Source organism: Haemophilus parainfluenzae (genome assembly GCF_900638025.1).
GTDB lineage: Bacteria > Pseudomonadota > Gammaproteobacteria > Enterobacterales > Pasteurellaceae > Haemophilus_D > Haemophilus_D parainfluenzae_J.
Genome location: NZ_LR134481.1, coordinates 109166 through 135685 on the forward strand (window position 1 = coordinate 109166; position 26520 = coordinate 135685).

28 protein-coding genes are annotated in these 26520 nt (G+C 40.0%); 16 read left to right on the forward strand and 12 right to left on the reverse strand.

The window, feature by feature from the left end; all coding sequences use genetic code 11:
* Positions 1-73: 73 nt before the first annotated feature.
* The 6 genes from EL215_RS00565 to EL215_RS00590 form a co-directional block, all read right to left on the reverse strand.
* A complete protein-coding gene (locus EL215_RS00565) occupies positions 74-349 on the reverse strand; it encodes a DUF1294 domain-containing protein (RefSeq protein WP_049357648.1) in 276 nt (91 codons plus the stop codon).
* Positions 349-1611 (reverse strand): serine hydroxymethyltransferase, encoded by a 1263-nt coding sequence (glyA, locus tag EL215_RS00570; RefSeq protein ID WP_049357647.1) that lies wholly within the window; start codon positions 1609-1611, stop codon positions 349-351. Before glyA ends, EL215_RS00565 begins: the two co-directional genes overlap by 1 nt.
* Before the next feature lie 125 nt (positions 1612-1736).
* Entirely contained in the window at positions 1737-3026 is a 1290-nt protein-coding gene (purD, locus tag EL215_RS00575; protein ID WP_126469523.1) for a phosphoribosylamine--glycine ligase, read from the reverse strand.
* A 183-nt stretch (positions 3027-3209) separates the two neighbouring features.
* Positions 3210-4808, reverse strand: a complete 1599-nt coding sequence (gene purH, locus EL215_RS00580; RefSeq protein ID WP_126469525.1) for a bifunctional phosphoribosylaminoimidazolecarboxamide formyltransferase/IMP cyclohydrolase — start codon at positions 4806-4808, stop codon at positions 3210-3212.
* A 181-nt stretch (positions 4809-4989) separates the two neighbouring features.
* Complete coding sequence (locus EL215_RS00585) at positions 4990-5388, reverse strand: DoxX family protein (RefSeq protein WP_126469527.1); 399 nt, start codon at positions 5386-5388, stop codon at positions 4990-4992.
* A gap of 117 nt (positions 5389-5505) precedes the next feature.
* Positions 5506-7272 carry a protein-disulfide reductase DsbD gene (locus EL215_RS00590; RefSeq protein WP_164757086.1) on the reverse strand — a complete coding sequence of 589 codons (1767 nt, stop codon included), beginning with the start codon at positions 7270-7272 and terminating at the stop codon, positions 5506-5508.
* Positions 7273-7452: 180 nt separating this feature from the next.
* Between EL215_RS00590 and arcA the strand changes: the two genes are divergently transcribed.
* The 4 genes from arcA to ykgO all read left to right on the forward strand — a co-directional run bounded on the left by arcA (position 7453) and on the right by ykgO (position 9334).
* Complete coding sequence (gene arcA, locus EL215_RS00595) at positions 7453-8166, forward strand: two-component system response regulator ArcA (protein WP_049357638.1); 714 nt, start codon at positions 7453-7455, stop codon at positions 8164-8166.
* A gap of 112 nt (positions 8167-8278) precedes the next feature.
* On the forward strand, positions 8279-8761 hold the full coding sequence (gene smpB, locus EL215_RS00600; RefSeq protein ID WP_049357636.1) for an SsrA-binding protein SmpB: 483 nt from the start codon (positions 8279-8281) through the stop codon (positions 8759-8761).
* A 159-nt stretch (positions 8762-8920) separates the two neighbouring features.
* On the forward strand, positions 8921-9187 hold the full coding sequence (locus EL215_RS00605; RefSeq protein WP_005695437.1) for a type B 50S ribosomal protein L31: 267 nt from the start codon (positions 8921-8923) through the stop codon (positions 9185-9187).
* Positions 9188-9196: 9 nt separating this feature from the next.
* Entirely contained in the window at positions 9197-9334 is a 138-nt protein-coding gene (ykgO, locus tag EL215_RS00610) for a type B 50S ribosomal protein L36 (RefSeq protein WP_005695435.1), read from the forward strand.
* Positions 9335-9385: 51 nt separating this feature from the next.
* Here ykgO and cgtA read toward each other — a convergent pair whose 3' ends face one another.
* The 4 genes from cgtA to rplU all read right to left on the reverse strand — a co-directional run bounded on the left by cgtA (position 9386) and on the right by rplU (position 12279).
* On the reverse strand, positions 9386-10558 hold the full coding sequence (gene cgtA / locus EL215_RS00615) for an Obg family GTPase CgtA (RefSeq protein ID WP_049355464.1): 1173 nt from the start codon (positions 10556-10558) through the stop codon (positions 9386-9388).
* A 27-nt stretch (positions 10559-10585) separates the two neighbouring features.
* On the reverse strand, positions 10586-11503 hold the full coding sequence (locus tag EL215_RS00620; protein WP_049355465.1) for a DMT family transporter: 918 nt from the start codon (positions 11501-11503) through the stop codon (positions 10586-10588).
* Between the two features lie 186 nt (positions 11504-11689).
* Entirely contained in the window at positions 11690-11947 is a 258-nt protein-coding gene (gene rpmA, locus EL215_RS00625) for a 50S ribosomal protein L27 (protein ID WP_005539872.1), read from the reverse strand.
* Positions 11948-11967: 20 nt separating this feature from the next.
* Positions 11968-12279, reverse strand: coding sequence for a 50S ribosomal protein L21 (rplU, locus tag EL215_RS00630; protein ID WP_049355466.1), 312 nt, complete (start codon positions 12277-12279; stop codon positions 11968-11970).
* A gap of 227 nt (positions 12280-12506) precedes the next feature.
* On the opposite strand from rplU, the gene ispB reads away from it, so the two are divergent.
* Together ispB and EL215_RS00640 are read left to right on the forward strand one after the other, a co-directional pair.
* Positions 12507-13496 (forward strand): octaprenyl diphosphate synthase, encoded by a 990-nt coding sequence (ispB, locus tag EL215_RS00635; RefSeq protein WP_126469531.1) that lies wholly within the window; start codon positions 12507-12509, stop codon positions 13494-13496.
* A 1-nt stretch (position 13497) separates the two neighbouring features.
* A complete protein-coding gene (locus EL215_RS00640; RefSeq protein WP_164757042.1) occupies positions 13498-14238 on the forward strand; it encodes an epoxyqueuosine reductase QueH in 741 nt (246 codons plus the stop codon).
* 49 nt (positions 14239-14287) lie between these two features.
* Here the strand turns inward: EL215_RS00640 and EL215_RS00645 are convergent, their stop codons facing one another.
* The gene (locus tag EL215_RS00645) at positions 14288-14593 is read right to left on the reverse strand and encodes a cell division protein ZapA (protein ID WP_126469533.1); all 306 of its coding nucleotides are present in this window, start codon (positions 14591-14593) and stop codon (positions 14288-14290) included.
* 160 nt (positions 14594-14753) lie between these two features.
* Here EL215_RS00645 and polA point away from each other — a divergent pair, with 160 nt between their 5' ends.
* The 3 genes from polA to EL215_RS00660 are packed head-to-tail and all read left to right on the forward strand — an operon-like array spanning position 14754 to position 19202.
* Complete coding sequence (gene polA, locus EL215_RS00650) at positions 14754-17552, forward strand: DNA polymerase I (protein ID WP_126469535.1); 2799 nt, start codon at positions 14754-14756, stop codon at positions 17550-17552.
* An 11-nt stretch (positions 17553-17563) separates the two neighbouring features.
* Complete coding sequence (locus EL215_RS00655) at positions 17564-17878, forward strand: cupin domain-containing protein (protein ID WP_054419865.1); 315 nt, start codon at positions 17564-17566, stop codon at positions 17876-17878.
* A 19-nt stretch (positions 17879-17897) separates the two neighbouring features.
* Complete coding sequence (locus EL215_RS00660) at positions 17898-19202, forward strand: L-cysteine desulfidase family protein (protein ID WP_126469537.1); 1305 nt, start codon at positions 17898-17900, stop codon at positions 19200-19202.
* A 64-nt stretch (positions 19203-19266) separates the two neighbouring features.
* Here the strand turns inward: EL215_RS00660 and EL215_RS00665 are convergent, their stop codons facing one another.
* Complete coding sequence (locus EL215_RS00665; RefSeq protein WP_049355479.1) at positions 19267-19632, reverse strand: transcriptional regulator; 366 nt, start codon at positions 19630-19632, stop codon at positions 19267-19269.
* A 100-nt stretch (positions 19633-19732) separates the two neighbouring features.
* Here EL215_RS00665 and EL215_RS00670 point away from each other — a divergent pair, with 100 nt between their 5' ends.
* From EL215_RS00670 to EL215_RS00700, 7 genes are read left to right on the forward strand one after another with little or no spacing between them, the layout of a single operon-like run.
* Positions 19733-20734: a TerC/Alx family metal homeostasis membrane protein gene (locus EL215_RS00670; RefSeq protein WP_049355472.1), complete on the forward strand. Its 1002-nt coding sequence runs from the start codon at positions 19733-19735 to the stop codon at positions 20732-20734.
* 5 nt (positions 20735-20739) lie between these two features.
* Complete coding sequence (locus tag EL215_RS00675; RefSeq protein WP_039851547.1) at positions 20740-21108, forward strand: hypothetical protein; 369 nt, start codon at positions 20740-20742, stop codon at positions 21106-21108.
* Positions 21109-21117: 9 nt separating this feature from the next.
* Complete coding sequence (locus EL215_RS00680; RefSeq protein ID WP_049355473.1) at positions 21118-21756, forward strand: vWA domain-containing protein; 639 nt, start codon at positions 21118-21120, stop codon at positions 21754-21756.
* Positions 21757-21774: 18 nt separating this feature from the next.
* Positions 21775-22410 (forward strand): vWA domain-containing protein, encoded by a 636-nt coding sequence (locus EL215_RS00685; RefSeq protein ID WP_032821871.1) that lies wholly within the window; start codon positions 21775-21777, stop codon positions 22408-22410.
* An 8-nt stretch (positions 22411-22418) separates the two neighbouring features.
* Positions 22419-23456, forward strand: a complete 1038-nt coding sequence (locus EL215_RS00690) for a TerY-C metal binding domain-containing protein (RefSeq protein ID WP_049355474.1) — start codon at positions 22419-22421, stop codon at positions 23454-23456.
* A gap of 2 nt (positions 23457-23458) precedes the next feature.
* Positions 23459-25009 (forward strand): PP2C family serine/threonine-protein phosphatase, encoded by a 1551-nt coding sequence (locus EL215_RS00695; protein WP_049355475.1) that lies wholly within the window; start codon positions 23459-23461, stop codon positions 25007-25009.
* Positions 25009-26508, forward strand: a complete 1500-nt coding sequence (locus EL215_RS00700; RefSeq protein ID WP_049355476.1) for a helix-hairpin-helix domain-containing protein — start codon at positions 25009-25011, stop codon at positions 26506-26508. Before EL215_RS00695 ends, EL215_RS00700 begins: the two co-directional genes overlap by 1 nt.
* Positions 26509-26520 lie beyond the last annotated feature (12 nt).

Below are 26520 nucleotides of genomic sequence, written 5' to 3' on the forward strand. Positions count from 1 at the left end.
ATGTACTAAAAAGCCTAGAGAATATCTCTAGGCTTTTTTATTTTCATTGATAAAAGTTATTCTAAATTTAAAACTACTCAAGAAAGAAATACCAATAAGGTATTAAGATGAACCAAATAAAGCCACTAAGAATAACAACAAATTTAAAACTGAAGTGTTTGGTTTTATGGCGAAAGCGTTTCATCCCGCAATAAACACCAATAAAACCACCGAGAAGACTTAATAGGAAGAAGGTATTTTCAGAAATTCGCCAGCCGTGACGAACCGCGCGGACTTTATCTTTCCACATTAAAAAATAAGCGGCGATATTTACCGCCGCTAACATCACAAATAAAAGCTGAATCAGCATTATGCGTAAACAGGAAGACGTTTGCAGATTGCCAATACTTTTTCTTTGGTTGTTGCAATCACTTGTTCTTCGTTTTCTTTGCCTAATGCATCTAATACATCGCACATCCAACCGGCTAATTCACGCACATCATTTTCATTGAAACCACGGCGAGTCACAGATGGTGTACCTACACGGATACCTGAAGTAACAAATGGTTTTTGAGGATCGTTTGGTACAGCATTTTTATTCACAGTAATATTTGCTTTACCTAGCGCTGCATCTGCTGCTTTACCTGTTAAGCCTTGTTTGATGAAACTGACTAAGAATAAATGGTTTTCTGTGCCATTTGAAACCACATCATAACCACGTTGTTTAAACACTTCTACCATTGCTTTCGCATTTTTAATCACGTTTGCTTGGTATTCTTTATACGCTGGCTCTAATGCTTCTTTGAAACATACTGCTTTCGCCGCAATAATGTGCACTAATGGACCACCTTGGTTTGCAGGGAAAACAGAAGATTGTAAGCGTTTATAAAGCTCTTCATCACCACAAGAAGAAAGGATTAAACCACCACGTGGACCACCTAAAGTTTTATGAGTGGTGGTTGTTACAACGTGTGCGTATGGTAATGGATTTGGATATAAACCTGCTGCGATTAAGCCCGCAACGTGAGCCATATCAACGAATAAATACGCGCCCACTTCATCAGCGATTTCACGCATTTTTTTCCAATCTACCACTTGAGAATAAGCAGAGAAACCTGCCACGATCATTTTTGGTTTATGTTCTAATGCTTTTTGACGGACATCTTCATAATCGATTAAACCATCTGCAGTGATACCATACAGTACAGAATTATAGATTTTACCGGAGAAGCTCACTTTCGCCCCATGAGTTAAGTGACCGCCGTGTGCTAAATCCATCCCTAAAATAGTATCGCCTGCATTGATTAATGCACCATATACTGCCGCATTCGCTTGTGAACCTGAGTGTGGTTGTACGTTCACATAATCCGCACCAAATAACTCTTTCGCGCGATCAATCGCCAACTGCTCCACAATGTCTGCGTACTCACAACCGCCGTAGTAACGTTTACCTGGATAGCCTTCTGCATATTTGTTAGTAAACTGAGAACCTTGAGCTTCCATTACGCGTGGGCTTGCATAGTTTTCAGATGCAATAAGCTCAATATGCTCTTCTTGACGACGATTTTCGTCCTGAATGGCTTGCCATAGAACCGGATCGTAATCAGCGATGTTCATACTTTTTTTAAACATTGTGTTTTCCTCGTTGTTTGCATTATTTATGTATAGTTTACCTGTTTATGGATAAAAACTTAATTAAAATTTCATTCCTAAATTTTCATCACTTAAATGAAATTAATTCATCATAATAATATGAATTATTTTTGGAACTCTCGTTCCACAGCTCTGTAACCAATGTCTCGACGATAAAAACGTCCAGACCATTGAATTTGCTCAGCGAGTTTTAAGGCTTTTTGTTGTGCTTCAAATACGCTTTCACCTAACGCAGTAACACAAAGCACGCGACCGCCGTTCGTGACTAATTTGCCTTCTTGTTCTGCAACGCCCGCTAAGAAAACTTTCTCATTTTCGACCGCTCTTTGTGGCAAACCGGTGATTTCATCGCCCTTGCGATAATCGCCTGGATAGCCTTCAGCCGCCAAAACAATCCCTAAGGAAGATTTTGGATTCCATTGGGATTTCACTTCATCCAACTTGCCATCACAAGCCTTAAGACAAAGCTCCACCAAATCCGACTCCAAACGCAACATGATCGGTTGAGTTTCCGGATCACCGAAACGACAGTTAAATTCGATCACTTTCGGCTGACCATTTGGCATGATCATCAAACCAGCATACAAGAAACCTGTATAAACATTGCCTTCCGCTGCCATGCCATTAACTGTTGGATAAATCACTTCACGCATAATGCGATCATGAATTTCTGGTGTCACTACTGGTGCAGGTGAATACGCGCCCATACCACCAGTATTTAAACCTGTATCATTTTCGCCCATGCGTTTATGATCTTGACTAGTTGCCATAGGTTCGACATTTTTACCATCTACCATAACAATAAAACTGGCTTCTTCGCCATCTAGAAACTCTTCAATCACCACTCGGCTACCTGCTTCACCAAAGGCATTGCCAGAAAGCATATCACACACAGCCTCTTCCGCTTCCTGCAATGTCATTGCAACGATGACCCCTTTGCCCGCCGCCAAACCATCTGCTTTTACGACAATTGGTGCACCTTTTTCTCGCAAGTATGCCAATGCAGGTTCTACTTCAGTGAAGTTTTGATATTCTGCCGTTGGGATTTTGTGACGAGCGAGGAAATCTTTAGTGAATGCCTTTGAACCTTCCAATTGTGCTGCTGCTTTAGTTGGACCAAAAATCTTCAATCCAGCCTCACGAAATGCATCCACCACACCAATCACTAGCGGTGCTTCAGGACCAACAATGGTTAATCCAATTTGATTATCTTGAGCAAATTTTACTAATGCGGGAACATCAGTCGCAGAAATGTTTACGTTTTTTACTTTGTGCTCCAATGCGGTACCCGCATTGCCCGGTGCGACAAAAACGTTATCTGCTAGTGGAGATTGTGCTGCTTTCCAAGCCAAGGCGTGTTCACGACCGCCATTTCCGATGATAAGGATATTCATGTTGTAGTCCTTGCGTATGCCTAATTTAAAAAAGTGCGGCTATTTTTTTCTGTAATTCCCCATCTTTTGTAAAGAGGGGGCTAGGGGGAGATTTAAACGATATTGAATTTAGTATGAGCTTGAAATCACTTCTGCCAAATCTCCCCTTCCCCTCTTTGCTAAAGAGGGGGATAGTTAGATAAATTAATGTCTAAAATGACGCATTCCAGTTAATACCATCACCATATTATGTTCATCCGCCGCATCAATGACTTCTTGATCGCGCATTGATCCACCCGGATGGATAACACATTGAATACCTACTTTCGCCGCCGCATCAATACCGTCACGGAATGGGAAAAACGCATCAGATGCCATCACACAACCGGCTACAGTTAAACCTTCATCCTGAGCCTTAATACCCGCAATCTTGGCAGAATATACGCGGCTCATTTGGCCTGCACCAATGCCGATAGTTTGATTGTCTTTGGCATAAACAATGGCATTAGATTTCACGAACTTCGCCACTTTCCAGCAGAACAATAAGTCTTTTAATTCTTGTTCAGTTGGTTGACGTTTACTCACTACTTTTAAATCATCCACACCAACCATGCCTAAATCCGCATCTTGTACTAATAAACCGCCGTTTACACGTTTGAAATCCAAACGTTCGGAACGAGAAGTCCATTCACCACATTCAAGCAAACGAACATTTTTCTTACGTTTCACGACTTCTTGCGCTTCAGCAGAAACTTTCGGCGCAATAATTACTTCAACGAATTGGCGCTCCACAATTTCATTCGCAGTTTTTTCGTCTAATTCACGGTTGAAAGCAATAATGCCGCCAAATGCAGAAGTTGGATCGGTTTGGTAAGCGCGATTATAGGCGTCTAAAATATCTTTACCTAAAGCCACACCGCATGGATTAGCGTGTTTAACAATCACACAAGCTGGCTCATCAAATTCTTTCACACATTCAAGTGCTGCATCGGTGTCTGCAATATTATTGTAAGACAAAGCCTTACCTTGGAGTTGATTAGCCGTAGCCACGCTCGCCTCTTTCACATTTAAATCAACATAGAAAGCAGCATTTTGATGGGCGTTTTCGCCGTAACGCATGGTTTGTTTACGCACGAAGTTAAGGTTTAAAGTCCGTGGAAATTGACCGCACTTCGCATTGGCATCTTCTTCCTCTGCCACATGATATGGTTTCACCATTTGTCCAAAATAGTTGGCAATCATGGAATCATATTGAGCGGTATGTTCAAATGCTTTAATCGCAAGGTCAAAACGAGTTTCAAGTGTTAGGCTGTTTTGATGTTTATCCATCTCTGCAAGAATTGCATTGAAATCATGATTATTCACCACGATCGCCACATCTTTATGATTTTTCGCTGCAGAACGAACCATGGTTGGGCCACCGATATCGATATTTTCTACCGCATCAGCCAAGGTACAATTTGGTTTAGCCACAGTGGCTGCAAACGGATATAAATTCACGACAACCATATCAATGCCTTCAATGCCATGTTGCTGCATGATGGCATCATCTGTACCACGACGGCCAAGAATCCCACCATGTACTTTTGGATGCAAGGTTTTCACACGACCGTCCATCATTTCTGGAAACCCCGTATAATCAGACACTTCAGTCACCGGCAAACCATGTTGCTCCAACAATTTTGCGGTACCGCCTGTGGAAAGTAGCTTTACACCACGCTGTACTAAACCTTGAGCAAATTCTACGATACCGGTTTTATCAGAAACACTCAATAAAGCCTGACGAATTGGACGATCTGCCATGACATTTTCCTTTAATTAAATGGTTAAAAATAAGCGGGGGGAATTATAACGCAAACGTTTGCGTTTATATAGAAAAAATTTTCCTGGTAAGCGCACTTCAAGGTTAGACTGCTTATTTAGGAGATTTAGAAAACAAAAAAGCCCGCAAAATGCGGGCAATCTAACAGTATGAATAATGTGATTAGCGTTTACGGTTATCTAAAGAAAATGCACCAGCACCAGCAAACACAAAATAGAAAAACACGAGAGAGTAAAGTAAAGCAAGTTCACCACCGTTCGCGATTGGGAAGAATAAATTCCCTTTACCTGCAACGTGCATAAAGAAATACGCATAAGCCATTTGACCCGAAAGGATAAATGCCGCTGGGCGAACAAATAAACCTAAAATTAATAGGATTGAACCGACAATCTCAATTACTCCGCCGACAATCATCATTGGATCGCCCACTGCGCCGTTACCGCCCGTCATTGAAACTGGGAATTCCCAGAATTTCGCTGTGCCGTGTAAGATAAACATATATGCAGCGACGATACGCAATAAAGCTAAAACATACGGAGAGTATTTTTCTAAATTTTTCATAAAGTTTTCCTAATAAAAAATAAAAAGTGATTTCAGAACAGGGCGTATATTAATGATTAACTTAAAGCTAAACAATACCTCTAATCGAAAAAGACTTTTTACTATTAGGAAATAATTTTACGCTTTGCGGATTTTCTCAATCCATTGTAAAAATTCAACAGGCGGCATGAATCCGTTAACACGACTGCCTTCAATTTCTTTTCCTTCTCGATTAAAGAATAAAATCGTCGGTAAACCTAGCACTTTATACTTTGTCATTAAAGCGCGGTTTTCTTCGGAGTTTTTCGTCATATCAACTTGAAGAAGCAGCATGTCACCAAAGGCTTTTTGTACACTTGGATCACTAAATGTTTCTTTTTCAAACTCTTTACACGCCACACACCAATCCGCATAAAGATCGAGCATCACAAGTGGTTTGTTATTTTCAGCAAGTGCTTGTTGTAATTCAGCTTCGCTTTTCACTTTCTTAAATTCAACATGAGAAACCGCCTTATTTTCGACCGCACTTGGTGCTTGGCTTTCACCCCACACCCAAGATTGAAGTGGTTTAACACTAATCATTGCCGCGACTAAAAAGAGAATTCGGAATACCCAGCCTGTACCATTTTTCGGCATTTGGAATGCAAACCAAATGAAAAATGCTGTACCGAGCATCGCCCATAATCTTGGTGTCCATTCATCTGGTAAAATACGAGAAATTAAGAATACCGGTAATGCGAGCATCACAAAGCCAAAGAGCTTTTTGACGGTTTCCATCCACATACCTGATTTAGGCAGGATTTTATTCCCAAATAAAGTGATTAAAATCAGCGGTACGCCCATACCCAACGCGAGCAAATAAAGCGTGATCGCACCTGTAAACAAATCCCCACTCTGCGCCACATAAAGCAACGCGCCAGAAAGTGGTGCTGATGTGCAAGGTGAAGCTACAAGTCCCGCAATCATGCCCATTAAGAACACGCCACCCAAAGCGCCAGCTTTTTGCTGTTGGCTAAGTAAAGACAGTTTTGTTTGTAAGGAGCTTGGAAGCTGTAAGGTAAATACACCGAACATCGACAAGGCTAACAAGACAAAGATGATTGATAAACCAATCATCACATAAGGATGTTGTAAAGCCACTTGGAACGGTAAACCAATTGCGGCGACAATCAAGCCTAGCAAGGTATAAGTCAGCGCCATCCCCTGCACATACACAAAGCTTAATGCAAAAGCACGCCACATATTAGGTCGCTGATTTTGGCCAATCACAATCGCTGAAAGCAGTGGTAGCATTGGCAATACACAAGGGGTAAAGGCCAATCCTAAGCCTAATAAGAAAAAACCAAATACGGCATATTTGCTATTAAATAAGCTTTCCGCTAAACGGTCTTGTTCTGCTTTGGGTTGTGCTGAAAGTGCGGTCGAATTTTCCGATATTTTTTCAGTATTAGCGACCTGTGCAATAGGCAAATCTGCCACTTTAATTTCTTTCACTTCAGGCGGATAACAAAAGCCCTCAGTACAGCCTTGGTAAGCAATCTCAACCACATCTTCTGCTTTTAATGGCGACTGACTCGCTTTAAAAATAGCTTGCACGGGCTTTTTGAAAATTTTCATCAAGCCAAAATAAGGATCGTTATAATCCTCGGGGGAAATAGAAAATGTCGGTGCATCAAATGATGCATTTTCTTCTTGATTGAGCTTGACGGAAATTTTCTCTTGATAGAGATAATACCCTTCTGCAATCGACCAATTGACGATCACATTTTCTTGATTCTCACTTTTCGCAGCTGAAAATTGAAAAGCTTCATCAATAGGTAAAAAAGCCGTTTTCTTATCAAAAAGACTAGCTTGAGTGGAAAGTGTGGTAAAAATAAAAAATAAAAAAAGAAGAATTCGCTTCATCATAAAGTTCCATTTGTTGTTCCTATTAAAATTCTAGCATAGATAAAAAGAATGTTAATAATTTATGACTCAGATCATAAAATTAAATGTAATTTAAAAAAATCGTCACACTTTTCTGTTGTTGCAGCAATGTTACAATTATAAAATACACCCAGAACAAAGTATAACAAGGAGAGACGAATGGCTACCCCAAAAATTCTCATCGTGGAAGATGAAGCGGTAACCCGTAATACGTTAAAAGGAATTTTTGAAGCTGAAGGCTATGAAGTATTACAAGCACAAGATGGTGCGGAAATGTATCACCAGTTAAACTCAGAAATAGTCAATCTCATCGTATTAGATATTAATTTACCCGGTAAAAATGGTTTATTACTGGGTCGCGAATTACGTGAGAAAGCTGCAATTCCGTTAATTTTTCTCACAGGGCGAGATAACGAAGTCGATAAAATTTTAGGCCTAGAAATTGGAGCGGATGATTATCTCACTAAACCATTTAACCCAAGAGAGCTCACTATTCGTGCACGAAATTTATTGCATCGCTCCATGGTATTAAATGGTAAAGAACCCCATTTACAACGTGAAAATTATCGCTTTAATGGGTGGATTCTGGATTTAAATAGCCATAATTTAATTACACCTGAAGGCGTCGAGTTTAAGCTCCCCCGTAGTGAATTTCGTGCTATGTTACATTTCTGCGAAAACCCAGGTAAATTACAAACTCGTGAAGAATTATTATTAAAAATGACGGGGCGAGAATTAAAACCACAAGATCGCACAGTGGATGTAACAATTCGTCGTATTCGAAAACACTTTCAAGATCACCCTAATACGCCTGAAATTATTGCGACGGTACATGGTGAAGGCTATCGTTTCTGTGGTGAATTAGAGGAATGATCTAGCCTTAAGTAATAAAAGGCTGGATCAAATCAGCCTTTTGTTTTTTGCTATCCACGGCGAGATTCGGTAAAATCAACGCCAATTTACGATTAATAAACAACGGATAACAATGACCAAGAAAAAAGTCAAAGTCGGCTCCAACACCATTGCGTTAAATAAACGAGCTCGACACGAATATTTTATTGAAGATGAAATTGAAGCCGGCCTTGAATTACAAGGTTGGGAAGTAAAATCAATGCGCGCAGGTAAAGCCAATATCAGCGACAGCTATATCATTTTTAAAAATGGTGAAGCTTATTTATTTGGTGCGACCATTCAACCATTGAGCTTAGCCTCTACCCACGTGGTTTGCGATCCGACGCGTACACGTAAGCTTTTATTGAATAAACGTGAATTGGATAACCTTTTCGGCAAATCAAGCCGTGATGGTTTTACCATTGTTGCCCTTTCTCTTTATTGGAAAGGTGCTTGGGCAAAGATCAAAATTGGTCTTGCGAAAGGTAAAAAACAACATGATAAACGTGATGATATTAAAGAACGTGAATGGAAGGTGGCGAAAGAGCGTATTATGAAAAATGCGCATCGAGGATAACTCTCCCTCCAAACGAAAAAATGCCTTTCAACCGAAAGGTATTTTTCTTTTTCTCAATATGAAAAAAATTCTCATCGTCATGAATAAAAGTACATTGATAATCATTTGCTTTTGAATTAGTATCTTCGCCCAATTATTTCCGTCATATAAGGAGTTCTAATGAAAAAAGGCATTCACCCTGAAAATTATCGTACCGTTTTATTTTACGATTCCAATGCGAAACAAGGCTTTCTCATCCGTTCTTGCGCTAAAACCAACAACACCATGAAATGGGAAGATGGTAACGAATACCCTGTATTTATGTGTGATACCTCATCTGCATCTCACCCATTTTATACTGGTAAAACTCGTCAAATTGGTAACGAAGGTCGTGCAAGTGAATTTGCAAACCGCTATGGTAAATTTGGTGCATTTAAATCTAAATAGGAATATTCAATGAAAGTATTATCTTCACTCAAAAGTGCTAAAAACCGTCCAGGCTGCAAAATTGTTCGTCGCCACGGTGTCGTCTATGTTATTTCGAAAACCAACCCTCGCTTTAAAGCGCGTCAAGGTGGAAAAAAGAAAGGTTAACCCCAATAAAAAAAGAGCGGTCAAATTTCCGCTCTTTTTTTCATTTAGGCATTAAGGTTTATAAATAAACTCAACGCCTTCTTCATCTTCTTCGTCCCAATCATCCCAATCGTCATCTTCATCATCAAATTGATGTTCAGCAAGCTGTTCTTGATGGTAATCTTCCCATTTGAATTTCACTTCTTCCGGTTTATTTTCTTTTACTTCCGCATCACGTGGATTTGCTTCAATGAAATCCATAATATCACGACAAAGTGGCGGTACATTTTTACCGGTTGCGGCAGAAATAAGGTGATACCCTTCTTCCCAGCCAAGACGTTCGGTAATCGCTTGTGCTCGTTCATGAGCCTCTTCTTCAGTCATCGTATCAATTTTGTTGAAGACTAACCAACGCGGTTTATCTGCCAATTTTTCGCTATATTGGAATAATTCTGACTCGATGATCGCAATATTATCTGCAGGATCAGATTCATCAATTGGGTTAATATCTACCAAATGAATTAACACACGACAACGTTCTAAGTGCTTTAAGAAACGAATTCCCAAACCCGCACCATCCGATGCACCTTCAATCAATCCAGGAATATCTGCTACTACAAAGCTATGACTCTCATCCACTTTCACTACGCCTAAACTTGGCACTAAAGTGGTAAATGGATAATCAGCAACTTTTGGTTTTGCAGCTGAAACGGCGCGAATAAAGGTGGATTTACCCGCATTCGGTAAACCTAACATCCCGACGTCCGCAAGAAGCATTAATTCTAATAATAAATCGCGTTTTTCACCTGGTGTCCCCATGGTTTTTTGGCGAGGCGCACGGTTCACTGAAGATTTGAAACGTGTATTACCTAAACCATGATAACCACCTTTCGCCACTAACATTTTGGCGCCATGCTTTGTTAAATCGCCAAGTACTTCTTTAGTGTCATTATCAATTGCACGCGTTCCCACCGGCACACGTAACGTAATATCTTTACCGCGACGACCGGTACAATCTGAACTATGACCATTCTCACCGCGTTCTGCAGCAAAACGTTTAGTAAAGCGATAATCGATCAAGGTATTTAAGTTTTCGTCTGCAACCAAATAGACATCACCTCCATCACCGCCATCTCCCCCATCCGGGCCACCTTTGGGGATAAATTTTTCACGGCGGAAACTGACACAACCGTTTCCACCATCCCCTGCTTCCACACGAATCAGGGCTTCATCAATAAATTTCATAAAAACTCTCCAATATTTAACCGCACTTTACTTTGATTGCGGTAATAACTTATGTCCTATTGCCGACAAAATTGCTCCGCATACTACAACAAACGCCCCGATATAGCTAATCATATTTAATTCTGGCGCGGCAAAATTCTCAGGGTTCGCATAATGTGCAAGATGAGCAAAGAAAATGGTAAATAACGGCACTAAGGTTATCACAACGCTCACTTTAGAAACTTCCCAACGATTAAGGGCTTCGGCATAGGCACCATAACCAAATAGGGTATTTAAGCAACAATAAGCTAAACAACCAAATGCTAACGGGCTGAGCTCTCTCACTTGGGAAAATTCAGCAATAGGCGTAAATACCAAAAGACAACCGAAATAAATCATTAATAAAATCTGTGGTGAACTAAAACGACGAAGCATGAGCTTTTGCGCCATACCATAAGCAACCCAAATTAACGAGCCTGCCAGACTTAATAATACGCCCGTTAAATAGCGGCTTTCCCCTTGAAACCCATCTAGCTTATCATTGAAGAAAAGCACTAATCCTACAAGTAATAAGACTAAACCTATTTTTTGGTGTAATCCGAGCTTTTCTTTAAAGACAAAAAGACCACAAATCAACATGCCAAAAGAGGAAAAGTGAATAAAAATTTGAGCCGAAGAAGGATCGATAAACTTAAGTGAGCTATTAAATAAGAAGAAGTTACCAGACAACCCTATGACACCAATTACTACCAACCAAATAAATTGACCACCTTTCAAAAATTGTGGCAATTTTTTCTTATAGGCAAGCAAAATAAAGAGCGCTAAAAATGCCACAATAAAGCGATACCATACGATCGTTTGTGGCGTCATCACGGATAAAACCTGTTTTAACGCAATAGGTAAAGATCCCCATGCCATCGCTGTAATTAAAGCAAATAGAAATCCTAAAAGAGGTTGTTGTTTCATGATGTCTTCCTTTATTTGGCTAAAGCACAGTTAGGAATTCAGATAGATTTCATTCTCAAAAATATTGAAGAGAATGAATGACAGTGCCAAGATAACAGATTTGATTAATGATTGTAAATCACAGGTAAGAAAACAAAGAAAACGCCCCACAGACAATGCGGGGCGTTTATCAAATCAGATGTAAAATTATTCAGTTACAATACTTACGTATTTACGGCTTTTCTCGCCTTTCACTTCAAATTTTACTTTACCGTCAGCGGTAGCAAATAAGGTGTGGTCACGACCCATACCTACGTTGTTACCTGCGTGGAATTTAGTACCACGTTGACGTACAATGATGCTACCTGCTAATACAGATTCGCCACCGAAACGTTTAACACCAAGGCGTTTAGCTTCAGAATCACGACCGTTACGAGTTGAACCACCAGCTTTTTTAGTTGCCATCTACTTGATCTCCTCTGAAATTATGCTTGAATCCCAGTGATTTTCACTTCTGTGAACCACTGACGATGACCTTGTTGCTTACGGCTGTGTTTACGACGACGGAACTTAACGATTTTAACTTTATCGCCACGACCTTGTGCCATAACTTCAGCCACTACTTTTGCGCCAGCTACTACTGGTGCACCAATTTTAACATCTTCACCATTAACGACCATCAACACTGAGTCGAACTCAACTGTTGCGCCAGTTGCAAGTTCAAGTTTTTCTAAACGAACGACTTGACCTTCGCTCACACGGTGTTGTTTACCGCCACTTTGGAAAACTGCGTACATAAATACTCCGCTATAATTATGCTTATCCTTTTATTTTCGGTTAGCACTTCACAATTCATATAAATAGGTCGCAAATTCTACGGAAAAAACCGCTCGATCGCAAGCACTTATTTGCAATAAAATAAAAAAAAGCACTTTCCCTCGAGTTTAATTTCAGAAACCCTGAAAAATCAGGTAAAATTCACCAAACTTTCCTTTTTCATATACAACCATCGAACCAAATGAAGATGAACAAACAAGATTTAATGGATATGCATGCAATCCAAGCATTAACTGATGCGGATATGCAGAAAGTAGACCGAGCTATTCTAGCACAAATTAACTCCGATGTGCCGATGGTTAATCAGCTTGGTTTTTATATTGTACAAGGTGGCGGAAAACGTATTCGACCACTTATTGCGGTTTTAACGGCTCGTGCATTAGGCTACGAAAGCGATAAAGTGGCAACTTGTGCGACTTTTGTAGAATTTATTCATACCGCTTCTTTATTACATGATGATGTGGTTGATGAATCGGATATGCGTCGCGGCCGCGCAACAGCAAACTCTGCCTTTGGTAATGCGGCTAGCGTATTAGTAGGCGACTTCATTTATACCCGTGCATTCCAGTTAGTGGCACAGCTACAATCGCTAGATATTCTTCGAATTATGGCTGACGCCACCAACGTTTTGGCAGAAGGTGAAGTTCAACAATTGATGAATGTGAATGATCCCGATACCACGGAAGAAAGCTATATGCGTGTGATTTATAGTAAAACAGCACGTTTATTTGAAGTGGCGGCACAATCTGTGGCGATTGTTGCGGGAGCTGAAAAATCAATTGAAAGTGCATTTCAAGAATATGGTCGCTATCTTGGCACCGCATTCCAATTAGTAGATGATGTGTTAGATTACAGCGCAAACGCTGCCGCATTAGGCAAAAATGTGGGTGACGACCTCGCCGAAGGTAAACCGACTCTTCCTTTATTACACGCAATGCGTCATGGTAATCCACAACAAGCCGCACTTATTCGTGAAGCCATTGAACAAGGCGGAAAACGTGATGCAATCGATGACGTGCTTACGATTATGGCTGAACATAAATCCCTTGATTATGCGATGGATCGTGCGAAACAAGAAGCCAAAAAAGCCGTTGATGCCATTGCTTTATTACCTGAAAGCGAATACAAAAAAGCCTTAATTTCACTGGCTTATTTATCGGTAGACCGAACTTATTAATATGACTGAAGAACAAATTCAACCGCAAAGTGCGGCCGATTCTCAACCTAAATTTCAAAAAACACGCAAACAAAAAGTGCGTAAGGATCCTAATGCGCCTTTTATTCGCGAAAAACTTGAATTACCTGAAGGACATAATAAGTTACTTCTCCACTCTTGCTGTGCGCCTTGCTCAGGTGAAGTGATGGAAGCTATTTTGGCCTCAGGTATTGAATTTACAATTTATTTTTACAACCCGAATATTCATCCCTTAAAAGAATATCTAATTCGTAAAGAAGAAAACATCCGCTTTGCCCAAAAATTTGGGATTCCGTTTATTGATGCAGACTACGATCGCCAACAATGGTTTGATCGCGCAAAAGGTATGGAATGGGAGCCAGAACGTGGCATCCGTTGCACCATGTGCTTTGATATGCGTTTTGAAAAAGCCGCCGAATATGCTCATGAGCATGGTTTCCCTGTATTTACCAGCTGTCTTGGTATTTCTCGCTGGAAAGACATGGATCAAATCAACGGTTGCGGTCACCGTGCAGCTGAAAAATATGATGATGTAATTTATTGGGATTACAACTGGCGTAAAGCTGGCGGATCGCAGCGCATGATCGAAATCAGTAAGCGTGAACGTTTTTATCAGCAAGAATATTGTGGCTGTGTTTATTCTTTACGAGATAGCAATAAATGGCGTGAAGAAACAGGGCGACAAAAAATTGAAATTGGTAAACTCTATTACACACCTGATTAAAAACACATAAAAAAAGAACCGCACTTTCAACATGTGGTTCTTTTTTTATTTAATCTATGATGAAACGCCCACCTAATGCATTCTCTAAAGAATGATCTAACTGCTGAATTCGCGTACATAACACGTTTTCAATCTGGGCATTTTTGTTTTTTTCTTGGGTTAATTCGAAACTTAAATTTAAGGCAACAATAGAAAGCACACGGTCTAATTGCAATAAACCTGTACGCTCTTTCATTTCAGATACTTGGAGATCTAAACTACGCGCAGCCTGACGCAAAATCTCCTCTTGTTCTGCAGGGACATTCAAGCGCAACACTTGCCCTAATACAACAACTTCAACCAGTTTTAATGACATGCTATTCCCTTATGTTGAATATTTAAGTATACCTATTATGCCATAGCCAAATGCCTTCGTCATACTTTTTACATTTAATTAACCGTACTTTATATGTTCGCCCCATTTCCCAATTTAGGCTATAATGCGGCACTTTTCATTATTTTTGAACGGAATATTTATGCCAACTATCGCTCCTAATCCATTAGTCCTAGTGGACGGTTCATCTTATTTATATCGTGCTTTTCATGCTTTTCCGCCACTTACCAATTCTGCCGGTGAACCGACTGGCGCCATGTACGGTGTATTAAACATGCTTAAAAGCCTGATTTCGCAAGTGCAACCAAGCCATATTGCGGTGGTCTTTGATGCGAAAGGCAAAACTTTCCGTGATGAAATGTTTGAACAATATAAATCTCATCGTCCACCAATGCCTGACGATCTGCGCAAACAAATTCAGCCGTTACACGATATTATCCACGCCCTTGGCATTCCTCTTTTAGTTATTGAAGGCGTGGAGGCTGACGATGTCATTGGTACTTTAGCGGTAGCGGCTTCTAAAGCTAATCAAAAAGTCTTGATCAGCACTGGCGATAAAGACATGGCGCAGCTAGTGGATGACAACATTATGCTGATCAACACCATGAATAATACCTTATTAGATCGCGAGGCCGTGATTGAAAAATACGGTATTCCGCCAGAACTCATCATCGATTACTTAGCACTAATGGGCGATAGCGCCGATAATATTCCAGGCGTAGCAGGTGTGGGTGAAAAAACCGCACTTGGCCTCTTGCAGGGTATCGGCAGCATGGCAGAAATTTATGACAACTTAGACAAAGTGTCTGAATTGCCAATTCGTGGGGCAAAAAAATTAGGAGATAAATTATTGGCGGAAAAAGAAATGGCTGATTTATCCTATCGTCTTGCCACCATCAAAACCGATGTTGCCCTTGATATCACCCCAGAACAACTCACTCTTGGTGCAAGTAATAACGATCAACTCACTGAATATTTCGGCTGTTATGAATTTAAACGTTGGCTCAATGAAGTGATGAATGGGGCTGATTCAATCACCAATAATCACGAACAACCGACCAAGATTAATCACTATCAAGCTACGCCTGCACTCGCTCAAGACAATAGCGAGGAAGCATTGCCGGCAATTCAAATTGATCGCAGCCGTTATGAAACCTTACTCACTGAAGCGGATTTAAATCATTGGGTGGACAAACTCAAACAAGCCAAACTTTTTGCCTTAGATACAGAAACCGATAATTTAGATTATATGGCTGCCAACTTAGTGGGCATTTCCTTTGCGTTAGAAAACGGTGAAGCAGCTTACTTACCGCTGCAATTAGATTATTTAGGTGCACCAAAAACCCTTGAAAAAACAACCGCACTTTCGCTGTTAAAACCGATTTTAGAAAATCCAGCCATTCAAAAAGTCGGGCAAAACTTCAAGTACGATCTCACTATTTTCGCCCGTAATGGCATTGATGTGCAAGGTGTAGCTTTCGATACCATGTTGGAGTCCTATGTCCTCAACAGCACTGGTCGCCACAATATGGACGATCTGGCGAAACGTTATTTAGGACACCAAACCATCAGTTTTGAAGAAATTGCAGGCAAAGGTAAAAATCAGCTGACCTTTAACCAAATTCCATTAGAACAAGCCGCCGAGTATGCGGCGGAAGATGCTGATGTAACAATGAAGCTGCAACAAGTGCTATGGGAAAAACTTTCTAAAGAACCCACGCTTGAAAAACTCTTTAAAGAAATGGAATTGCCATTGTTAGGCGTACTTTCCCGTATGGAGCGTCGCGGTGTCTTAATTGATAGCGACGCACTATTCCTACAATCTAATGAAATCGCTAACCGTTTAAGTGAACTAGAAGAACAAGCCTATGTCTTGGCGGGGCAGCCATTTAATTTAGCCTCAACCAAACAATTACAGGAAATTTTGTTTGATAAATTAGGTTTGCCGGTTATTCAAAAAACACCAAAAGGCGCGCCATCCACCAACGAGGAAGTATTGGAGGAACTCGCATTTAGCCATGAATTACCGAAAGTGTTGGTAGAACACCGTGGTCTCAGCAAACTAAAATCCACCTACACTGACAAATTGCCGCAAATGGTGAATCCGCAAACGGGTCGAGTGCATACTTCCTACCATCAAGCGGTAACAGCCACCGGTCGTCTTTCATCAAGCGATCCGAATCTACAAAACATTCCGATTCGTAATGAAGAAGGCCGCCGTATTCGCCAGGCATTTATTGCACGCGAAGGCTTTACTGTTGTTGCTGCCGACTATTCACAAATCGAGCTGCGCATTATGGCGCACCTATCTCAGGATCAGGGCTTAATTAACGCCTTTACCCAAGGCAAAGATATTCACCGCTCTACCGCAGCAGAAATCTTTGGTATCGCACTGGATGAAGTGACATCCGAACAACGCCGCAATGCTAAAGCGATTAACTTCGGTTTAATTTATGGTATGTCAGCCTTTGGATTATCGCGTCAACTCGGTATTGGCCGTGCGGATGCCCAAAGCTATATGGATTTGTATTTCAAACGCTATCCTGGCGTACAAACCTTTATGCACGATATTCGTGAAAAAGCTAAAGCCCAAGGCTATGTGGAAACCCTATTCGGCCGTCGTTTATATCTGCCGGATATTAACTCCTCTAACGGTATGCGCCGTAAAGCTGCTGAGCGTGTCGCAATCAATGCACCAATGCAAGGCACCGCCGCAGACATTATCAAACGTGCCATGATTCAATTGGATCAAAAACTACAAAACGATCCCGATATTGCGATGATTATGCAGGTACACGATGAATTGGTGTTTGAAGTGCGGTCAGAAAAAGTCGCGTTTTATAGCGAACTCATCAAAACACAAATGGAAAGCGCAGCCGATTTAGTGGTGCCACTGATTGTAGAAGTAGGTCAAGGTACGAACTGGGATGAGGCTCACTAACAAATTTAGTCATGAATAAAGTTATTAGAAGTCACCTCTTTACGGCTGAACGCGCTTGGGGATCCCTTGATATTACCAATATGAATGGCATTTCCGTTCGTCTTCACTGGACAGACAAACCTTACAAATGGCATATCAATGACGGTGAAGAGGTCTTTGCGGTCATGGATGGGACGGTGGAAATGCGCTACAAAGAAGAGGGTCAAGAGAAAGCCGTATTGCTCCATACGGGTGATATTTTTTATGCGGGTATCGGTACCGAACATGTTGCGCATCCACAAGGTGAAGCGCGCATATTAGTCATAGAGAAAGAAGACAGCATTTAACAGACTTAAAAAGAATTTTATGAATCAAGAAAGACTCAACGAAATCGAAAAACCATTACTTCACCTTGTGGAACGCGATGTGGTTCCTGCACTTGGCTGTACTGAGCCTATCTCTTTAGCGCTTGCAGCAGCAACGGCGGCTAAATTTTTAGGCAAAACACCTGAACGTATTGAAGCTAAAGTATCACCAAACTTGATGAAAAATGGATTGGGCGTTGCTGTACCAGGAACGGGCATGGTGGGCTTACCTATTGCGGCGGCGATTGGTGCTTTAGGCGGTGATCCTAAGGGTGAATTAGAAGTATTAAAACACATCACACCAGAGCAAGTATCCCAAGCCAAGGCAATGCTTGATAAAAAACTTGTTAATGTGGATATTCATCAAACCGATCATATCTTATATTCAGAAGCCGTGTTATTTGCCGATAATGACCGAGTGAAAGTAGCCATTCAGGATCAACACACAAACATCATTTTAATTGAAAAAAATGGCGAAGTTGTTTTTGAGAAAGAACACGATGAATGTGCTGATTGCGATCCCTATGAAGTTTTTAAACAAATTAGTGCTCGCGAGATTTTTGAGTTTTCCAATGCTGTTGAATTAGAAAAAATTCGTTTTATTAGTCAAGCTGCAAAGCTTAATCGTGCGCTCTCAGATGAAGGTTTGCGAGAAAATTATGGTTTGCATATTGGTCGCACGTTGAGAAAACAAGTGGGTAGCGGTTTAATTTCTGATGATTTGCTAAGCAAAATTATGATTGAAACCACAGCCGCATCAGATGCAAGAATGGGCGGAGCAACTTTGCCTGCGATGAGCAATTCGGGCTCGGGCAATCAAGGGATCGCGGCAACGATGCCTGTTGTCGTTGTTGCAGATTATCTCAAGGTGAGTGAGAAAAAACGAATACGCGCACTTTTCTTATCTCACTTAATGGCCATTTATATTCATAGTAAATTGCCAAAACTATCCGCCCTTTGTGCGGTAACCACTGCCTCTATGGGGAGCTGTGCAGGCATTGCCTATTTGCTTACGGGTAAATTCGAAACCGTGTGCATGGGGATTTGCAGCATGATCGGTGATATTAGCGGAATCATCTGCGATGGCGCATCCAATAGCTGTGCAATGAAAGTGTCCACCAGCGTAGCATCTGGCTATAAATCAGTTCTCATGGCCATGGATGAAACCCATGTTACGGGTAATGAAGGCATTGTCGAACACAATCTTGAGCGAACCATTGATAACCTCTGCGCTATTGCATCAAAAAGTATGCAACATATAGACAGACAGGTTATCGAAATTATGGTGAGTAAGCCTTGTCCTTAACGAAAATAAAGTGCGGTAAAAAATCCATATAATTTTTTGCCGCACTCATTGTGTATAATTTTGATTAGAGTTTATTTTGAAAAGAACTAATAAAAGCAATTAGTGCTGATTTTTGCTGTTCCGATAGTCCAACAATCATCTTCAACAAAACTTCATCTAACATTGTCATTTTTTCATTATCACCCACACCGTAACGCAACCATTCTGGTTTAACTGATAACCACTTAGATAAGGTTTCAATTTTATCCATTGATGGTATAGCCAAACCATTAAGCCATTTATGGACAGCTTGTTGAGTAACTGACTCATTTGGGTGCTGTAAATTAAATTTAGTTGCTATTTCACTTGTCTTCAAATTCTGCATAGCCATTGCTGAAAGAGCTAATTTTAAACGTGCACTAAATTTTTCTTTTTCACTTAATATTTGCATAATGAAAATAATTATGACTAAATCTAAAAAGATCTTGTAAACCATTCTGGTTTTTATATAAACTATATTGGTTTATAGCTTTTCATTTTAGGTTTCATCTATGCATCATTTTGGTTTTCCTTTAGAAGTTCTTATTGTCTTCTTTTCAGCCATCTTATTTTCTGTTTATGTGGATTTAATATCTCACCGTCAAAGTAAAGAAATTACAGTAAAAAATGCCGCACTTTGGTCAATCTTTTGGATTTCATTAGCATTGGCGTTCTACGTTTATCTTTATTTCCGTTTTGAGCCAGAATGGGCAGATCTCTATCTTTCCGGTTATGTACTTGAAAAGAGTTTATCCATTGATAACTTGATGGTATTTGTTGCGATCTTTGCATCTTTTGGCATCAAAGATCATCTTCAACATCGAATTCTTTATTGGGGTATTTTAGGCGCATTAATTTTCAGAGCTATTTTCGTTTTGATTGGAACAGGATTATTTGCCGCAAGTCCTTGGGTTGGATTTATCTTTGCTGCTTTTGTACTTTGGAGTGGTTCGAAAATGTTACGAGGCGGAGATGATAGTGAAGAAGAAATCGAAGACTATACTCATCACTGGAGTGTTCGTTTAGTAGGGAAAATGATGCCTGTTTTCCCAAAACTAGTGCAAGAAAAATTCTTTGTAAAACATCACGAATTAAATGCAGATCAAATAGTTTCCGTCACTCGTCAAGGTTTGCGTTACGCAACACCTGCATTTTTATGTTTAATGGCAATTGAAACATCTGATGTAGCATTTGCCTTTGACTCAGTACCCGCCGTGATTGCCGTAACTCAAGAACCTTTATTGGTTTATGCCGCAATGATTTTCGCCATTCTTGGCTTGCGTAGTCTCTATTTTATTCTTGCTGCACTCACAAAATATCTTGTTCACCTCGAAAAAGCTGTCATTGCCTTATTGTTCTTTATTGGTATCAAAATGGGAATTCAATCTTGGAATCATGCGGTATTTGATACAGGTATTCATATTCCAGCAAACGTAAGTCTTTATATTGTATTAGGTGTTTTGCTAATAGGAGTTATTGCTTCATTTATTTTCCCTGACAAAGAACAGGAATAATCTATATGGTTACTAAAAAATTAATACTACTTTCAATCGGTTTAATTTCCATTAATACAATGGCTAATCAATATTATGTTGCCCCACCAACATCTTCTACGAGGGGGCATGTTCCGGTTATTAGTGATGAACAAATGGAGAAATGTGTTGAAATCTATAACCAATCAAAATGGTTAGGTGATTCACTTCAAAATACTTATGTTGATCAATATTCGAGTGCATCAGTAAATGCTTATAACCAAAAAATAGCTCAACATTCACAAATGATAAATTGGTTTAATCAAAATTGCGCAGGAAAACAATCACGTTCTGCTTGTGAAGCTGCAATGGAACTAAATCGTAAAAATGGGATACCAACACAAAATTGCTATTAGGAGAAATTTATGCGTCGTTTACCTGTTTATTTATTAGTCGACACTTCTGGCTCAATGATGGGCGAGGCTATTGAATCTGTGCGTAATGGTTTACAAATGCTAGTTTCTGCGTTACGTCAAGATCCTTACGCATTAGAAACGGCTTATCTATCTGTGATTACTTTTGATAGCAAAGCCAAACAAGTTACACCACTAACGGAGCTAATGAGTTTCCAGCTTCCAACTATTGAAGCATCAGGCTTAACATCAATGGGCGAAGCGTTAAGTTTACTTACAGATTGTATCAATCGCGAAGTACAAAAAGGTTCTGCTGAAATAAAAGGTGACTGGAAACCAGTTGTATTTTTACTTTCTGATGGTGTGCCAACAGACGATCTGCAAAAGGGAATTAATGCATTGAGAACCGTGAAAACTGGCACCTTTGTGGCTTGTGCGGCAGGTGCTGGAGCAGATACCAATGTATTAAAACAAATTACAGAAAGTGTAGTGTCATTAGATACCGCAGATGCTAACTCTATTAAAGCCTTCTTTAAATGGGTATCTGCCTCTATTTCTGTATCAAGTCAAAAAGTAGATCTCAACAAAAAAGATGTAGGCGGATTAGGTGAGCTTCCTCCACCACCAGCAGAATTAAATATTGTTTTATAATTTAGGTGGTTAGTAGATATGTCTAGAAGACTACTCACTTATATTTGTATTGATACATCAGGCTCGATGAAAGGCGAACCAATTGAAGCAGTGAATGTTGGTTTGCAATCACTGCTTTCCGCCTTACGACAAAATCCTTATGCGTTAGAAAGTGTGTATCTCTCCATTTCAACATTTGATACGCAAATAAAAAATGTGCTGCCATTAACCGCACTTGAAGATGTGGTATTGCCGACCATTAGTTGCCCTGATAGTGGGGCAACCTTTCTTGGCAAAATGTTAGAAGAAATCTCACAAGCGGTTAAAAAAGATCGTATTCTTGCTACATCTGAACAAAAAGGCGATTGGCGACCGATTTTAATTTTACTCACAGACGGAAAACCTTCCGATACATTAGCTTATGAACTCGCCATTCCACAAATTAAAGCCTTAAATTTTGGCAATATTGTCGCTTGTGCAGCAGGTCCAAAAGCGGATCCAAACATCTTAAAAAAATTGACGGATACCGTTGTATCACTCGATACAATGGATGCAAATAGCTTTGCACAGTTCTTCCAATGGGTTTCTGCTTCGGTTGCTCAAACCAGTGTCAGTGTGGGCTCAACAAGCAATGCTCTCCCGCCTCCACCTGATGAAATCACTGTTGTATTTTAGGAGAAATTATGCGTCGTTTACCTGTTTATCTTGTTGTTGATATCTCCGAAAGTATGGCTGGCGAAAATCTTCGTCAAATGCAAGAAGGCATTAGCCGCTTGGTTAATCAACTTCGCCGTGATCCTTACGCGTTAGAATCTGTTTATCTTTCTGTGATCGCATTTGCTGGGGCGGCTGGTACGCTTGCACCATTAACGGAATTAATGAGTTTTTACCCACCTCGTTTGCCTATTGGTTCTGGCACATCTATTGGTGCAGCACTGAATCATTTAATGGATTCTTTAGAAAAAGATATTGTGCGTAGTACTCCAAGGAAAAAAGGCGATTGGAAACCATTGATTTACATTATGTCAGACGGTTCGCCAACAGATGATCCTGCACAAGCTATTTCTCGCTGGAAACACCATTTTCAAAATAAAGCGAAGCTAATCAATATTGGCATTGGTAAATTTGCCAACCTTGACACATTAAGTGAAATTAGTGATTTAACCTATCGACTAGATGATGAAGATATAGAAAAAGTTTACCGTGCTTTATGTGAATCTGTTGCGGATTCCATTCTAAGTCAAAGTCGCTCGTTGGGTGTGGAATTGCCTATATCACTGAATAAAGAAATTTTAGAAAGCGGTGCGATTTCTTTGATTAAAGAAAAAGAGCAAGCGGTCGCTTTAGATGAAAATTATGCAATCATCGTAGGTAAATGTAGCAAGGTGAAATTGCCTTATTTAATGAAATATGAACGGCTTGAAAACAGTCCGCTTGATAATGCGATTTTTCAATATGTTGGTGTTTACCCTGCTGAAAAAGATTACGTAGATTGGTCTGATCATCGCCCAAATTACAGCAAAATTTCTACCTCACAATTATGGGGTGGTGGCGGTTGCCCCCATTGTGGAGCTGCTTTTGGTTTGTGTATGTGCAACTGTGGGCAAATTTTCTGTGCTAACGGCGAAAAAGAAGTCGTCTGCCCTGGTTGTAATGAAACCTTGTATTTTAATGATGAAACCAATGATGTTGATTTCAATATTACTCGTGCAAGGGGCTAAAAATGAATGCAATTGAGCAATTAGAGAAATTTAAAACGTGGCTAAATCAAGCGGATGAAAAATGGCTTGATGCTTTTGCAAGCCAAAATTTTACACTGATTGCCCACCTTTCAGAGGTGTGGCAACGCTTTCAAACATCTACAAATTCAACATTACTGGAAAATGATATGTTGATACATCAACCAACAGAAATTACTCCGATACACAAAAAAGATCTCATTATTACGCTTCCAAATGCGAAGCAAGACGAACCTTACTCTTATTTAAAACCAACCGAATTGTCTTTAGTTCAATCCATCAAAACAGAAGATGAGATTGGCTTAACTTGGAATATAGAAAACCAAACTTTGGAAGGTACTCCGACAAAGAGCGGTGAATTTTTAGTAACTTTTCAACTTAATGAAGGTCATTTAGCTCATGCTACGTTGTTTGTTAATCCAAATCCTAAGTATTTATGGAAAAATATTCCTTCCGATCCTAAATCACGTTTTTGGAAATCGGATAGTGCAAATAAAAGAATTACAACAGAGAGTGGTCAATTAATAGCAGCACGTATGCGCGGACGTACTCATGCAATGAAAGGAACATGCTGTGATGATGATTTTGCTATCGGGTATCACGAAAAATCAAAATTTCATTTCATTGCTGTTGCCGACGGTGCTGGAAGTGCAGAATTTTCTCGCCAAGGCTCAAAACTAGCTGTAGAGGCTGCAAAAAATAAATTTTTTGAGTTACTGAATATTGAAGGTAAGGACTACCAAAAACTTTCCCAAAAAAACGAACAAGAACTCGCTTATATTACCAAAGTGATGTTTAAAGAAGCGGTTCAAGCCGCTTATCTTGCCCAAGAAACAGCGGCAAAAGATTATGTCATTGAACAGAAATCACTTTCTTGCACATTATTGCTTGCGTTTACATTGCCTTTAATTGATGGGAAATGGTTCACTGCTTGTTATTGGGTGGGGGATGGTGCAGCAGCAATCTTTGATCCCGCTATACAAAAAATCAAATTATTGGGTGAAGTGGACTCAGGACAATATTCAGGTGAAACGCAATTTTTAACTTTAGCGGAAGCCAATGCGGAAAAAATTACCGCACGCATTGATACAGATGTTCGTGATTATCCTCCAATCCTGATATTAATGACAGATGGCGTTTCCGATCCTAAATTTCATAGTGATGTACAGCTCAACACCTTTGAAGCTTGGCAAATCTTTTGGCAAGAATTACGTGAATCATTACAAAAAGAGCAACCTGAAAAAGCTTTGGAGGAATGGCTAGATTTCTTCTCAAAAGGAGAGCACGATGATCGCACTTTAGCGATATTTATTCCGCAGTCAGAGTGGCAAGCGATGACTTATACATCAATGAATAATGAAATTTTGGAGAAAGAGTCAACAATAGTGAATGAGATAGCTCCACAAGCGGCTGAAAATAATCAAGAATTTGCTAATGAAGAAGTCAGAACTATCAACATTACTCAGAACAATGAAACAAAAACAATCACGCTCCAGAAAGCAAGTGATGTACAAGTTCAAAAAGGAGTTGAGTAATGAGTAAGGTTATTACGCTCACTGCAACAAATGGTGAAACCATTCAATTTGTTGATGAAATCAAGGCTCAAGGTGGAATGAAAGATGTGATGTTCTCACCTAATAAAGATTATGTTGTTGCTTTCTTCCGAGAACCAGCCGATCTTGCTACAAAAGAGCGGTTAGAAATGATCACTGGAACATATCGCGAGAAAATCTTTAATCAAGAAGGGGGCGAATATCTTAAAAAATTATTCTGCTGGCCCACTGCCGTGGTGGAACATCAAGGAAAACTTGGTGTGGTGAGCCCTTTTTATCGTGATTGCTTTTTCTTCCAATATGGCAGCCGTAATAACGATATGTTGGGCATTAAAGGTAAAGATAAAGATGGTAAATGGTTCGCCAGTGCATCTAATCGCAATAAGTTTCTTGACTCACGAGAGCTAGGCGATTGGATGTTGCATTTGAAAGTCTGCTTGATGCTGGCTCGTGCCGTTCGCCGCATGCATATGGCCGGATTAAGTCATAGTGACTTAGGTTACAAAAACTGCTTAATCGATCCAACAACTGGTCAAGCGAGTTTAATTGATATTGACGGCTTAGTTGTGCCAGGAAAACATCCACCAACAGTGGTGGGAACACCTGATTTTATTGCACCTGAAGTAGTGGCAACTCAACATTTAGACAAAAGTGATCCGAAACGTAAATTACCAAGTCGAACCACCGATCTACACGCATTAGCTGTTTTGATTTATATGTATTTACTTTATCGACATCCGCTTCGGGGAGATAAGGTCTTTGATACGAATGATAGCCAGCGTGATGAAGAATTAGGAATGGGAGAAAAGGCGTTATTCATTGAACACCCAACTGATCATTCTAATCGTATAAAAGTAGGAAATGTTAAACCTAGCGAACAGCCTTGGAAAGACACACAAAAAATGCCTTATACCATTACTGGCCCTTATTTAAGCGAATTATTTAAACGAGCTTTTATTGACGGATTACATAATCCTATTGCTCGCCCGACAGCAGATGAATGGGAACAGGCATTAGTAAAAACAGTAGATTTGCTTCAGCCTTGTCAAAACGCTAATTGTGATCAGAAGTGGTATGCTTTTGATAATTCTAAATCGCCTAAATGTCCGTTTTGTGGCACAGCACATCAAGGTAAATTGCCCGTGTTAAATTTATATTCTGCTGCACCAAATGGTAGTTATCGTCCTGATAATCACAGAATTATGGTCTACAGCGGGCAATCACTTTTCAAATGGCATTCAGATAACCGTATTTTCCCTAATGAGAAATTAAAATCGGAAGATGCAAAACGCATTGGCTATTTCGTGTTACATCAAGGAAATTGGTGGCTTGTGAACGAAAATCTGACTGATATGGTAGATGTTAATACGAAACAATCTATTCCTATTGGTGGAAAAGTGAAGCTCAAGGAAGGCACCAAAATTCTTTTGAAAAAAGGCGAAGGCGGACGACTTATCGTTGTTCAAATGGCTGGTGCATAAGATTTATTAACC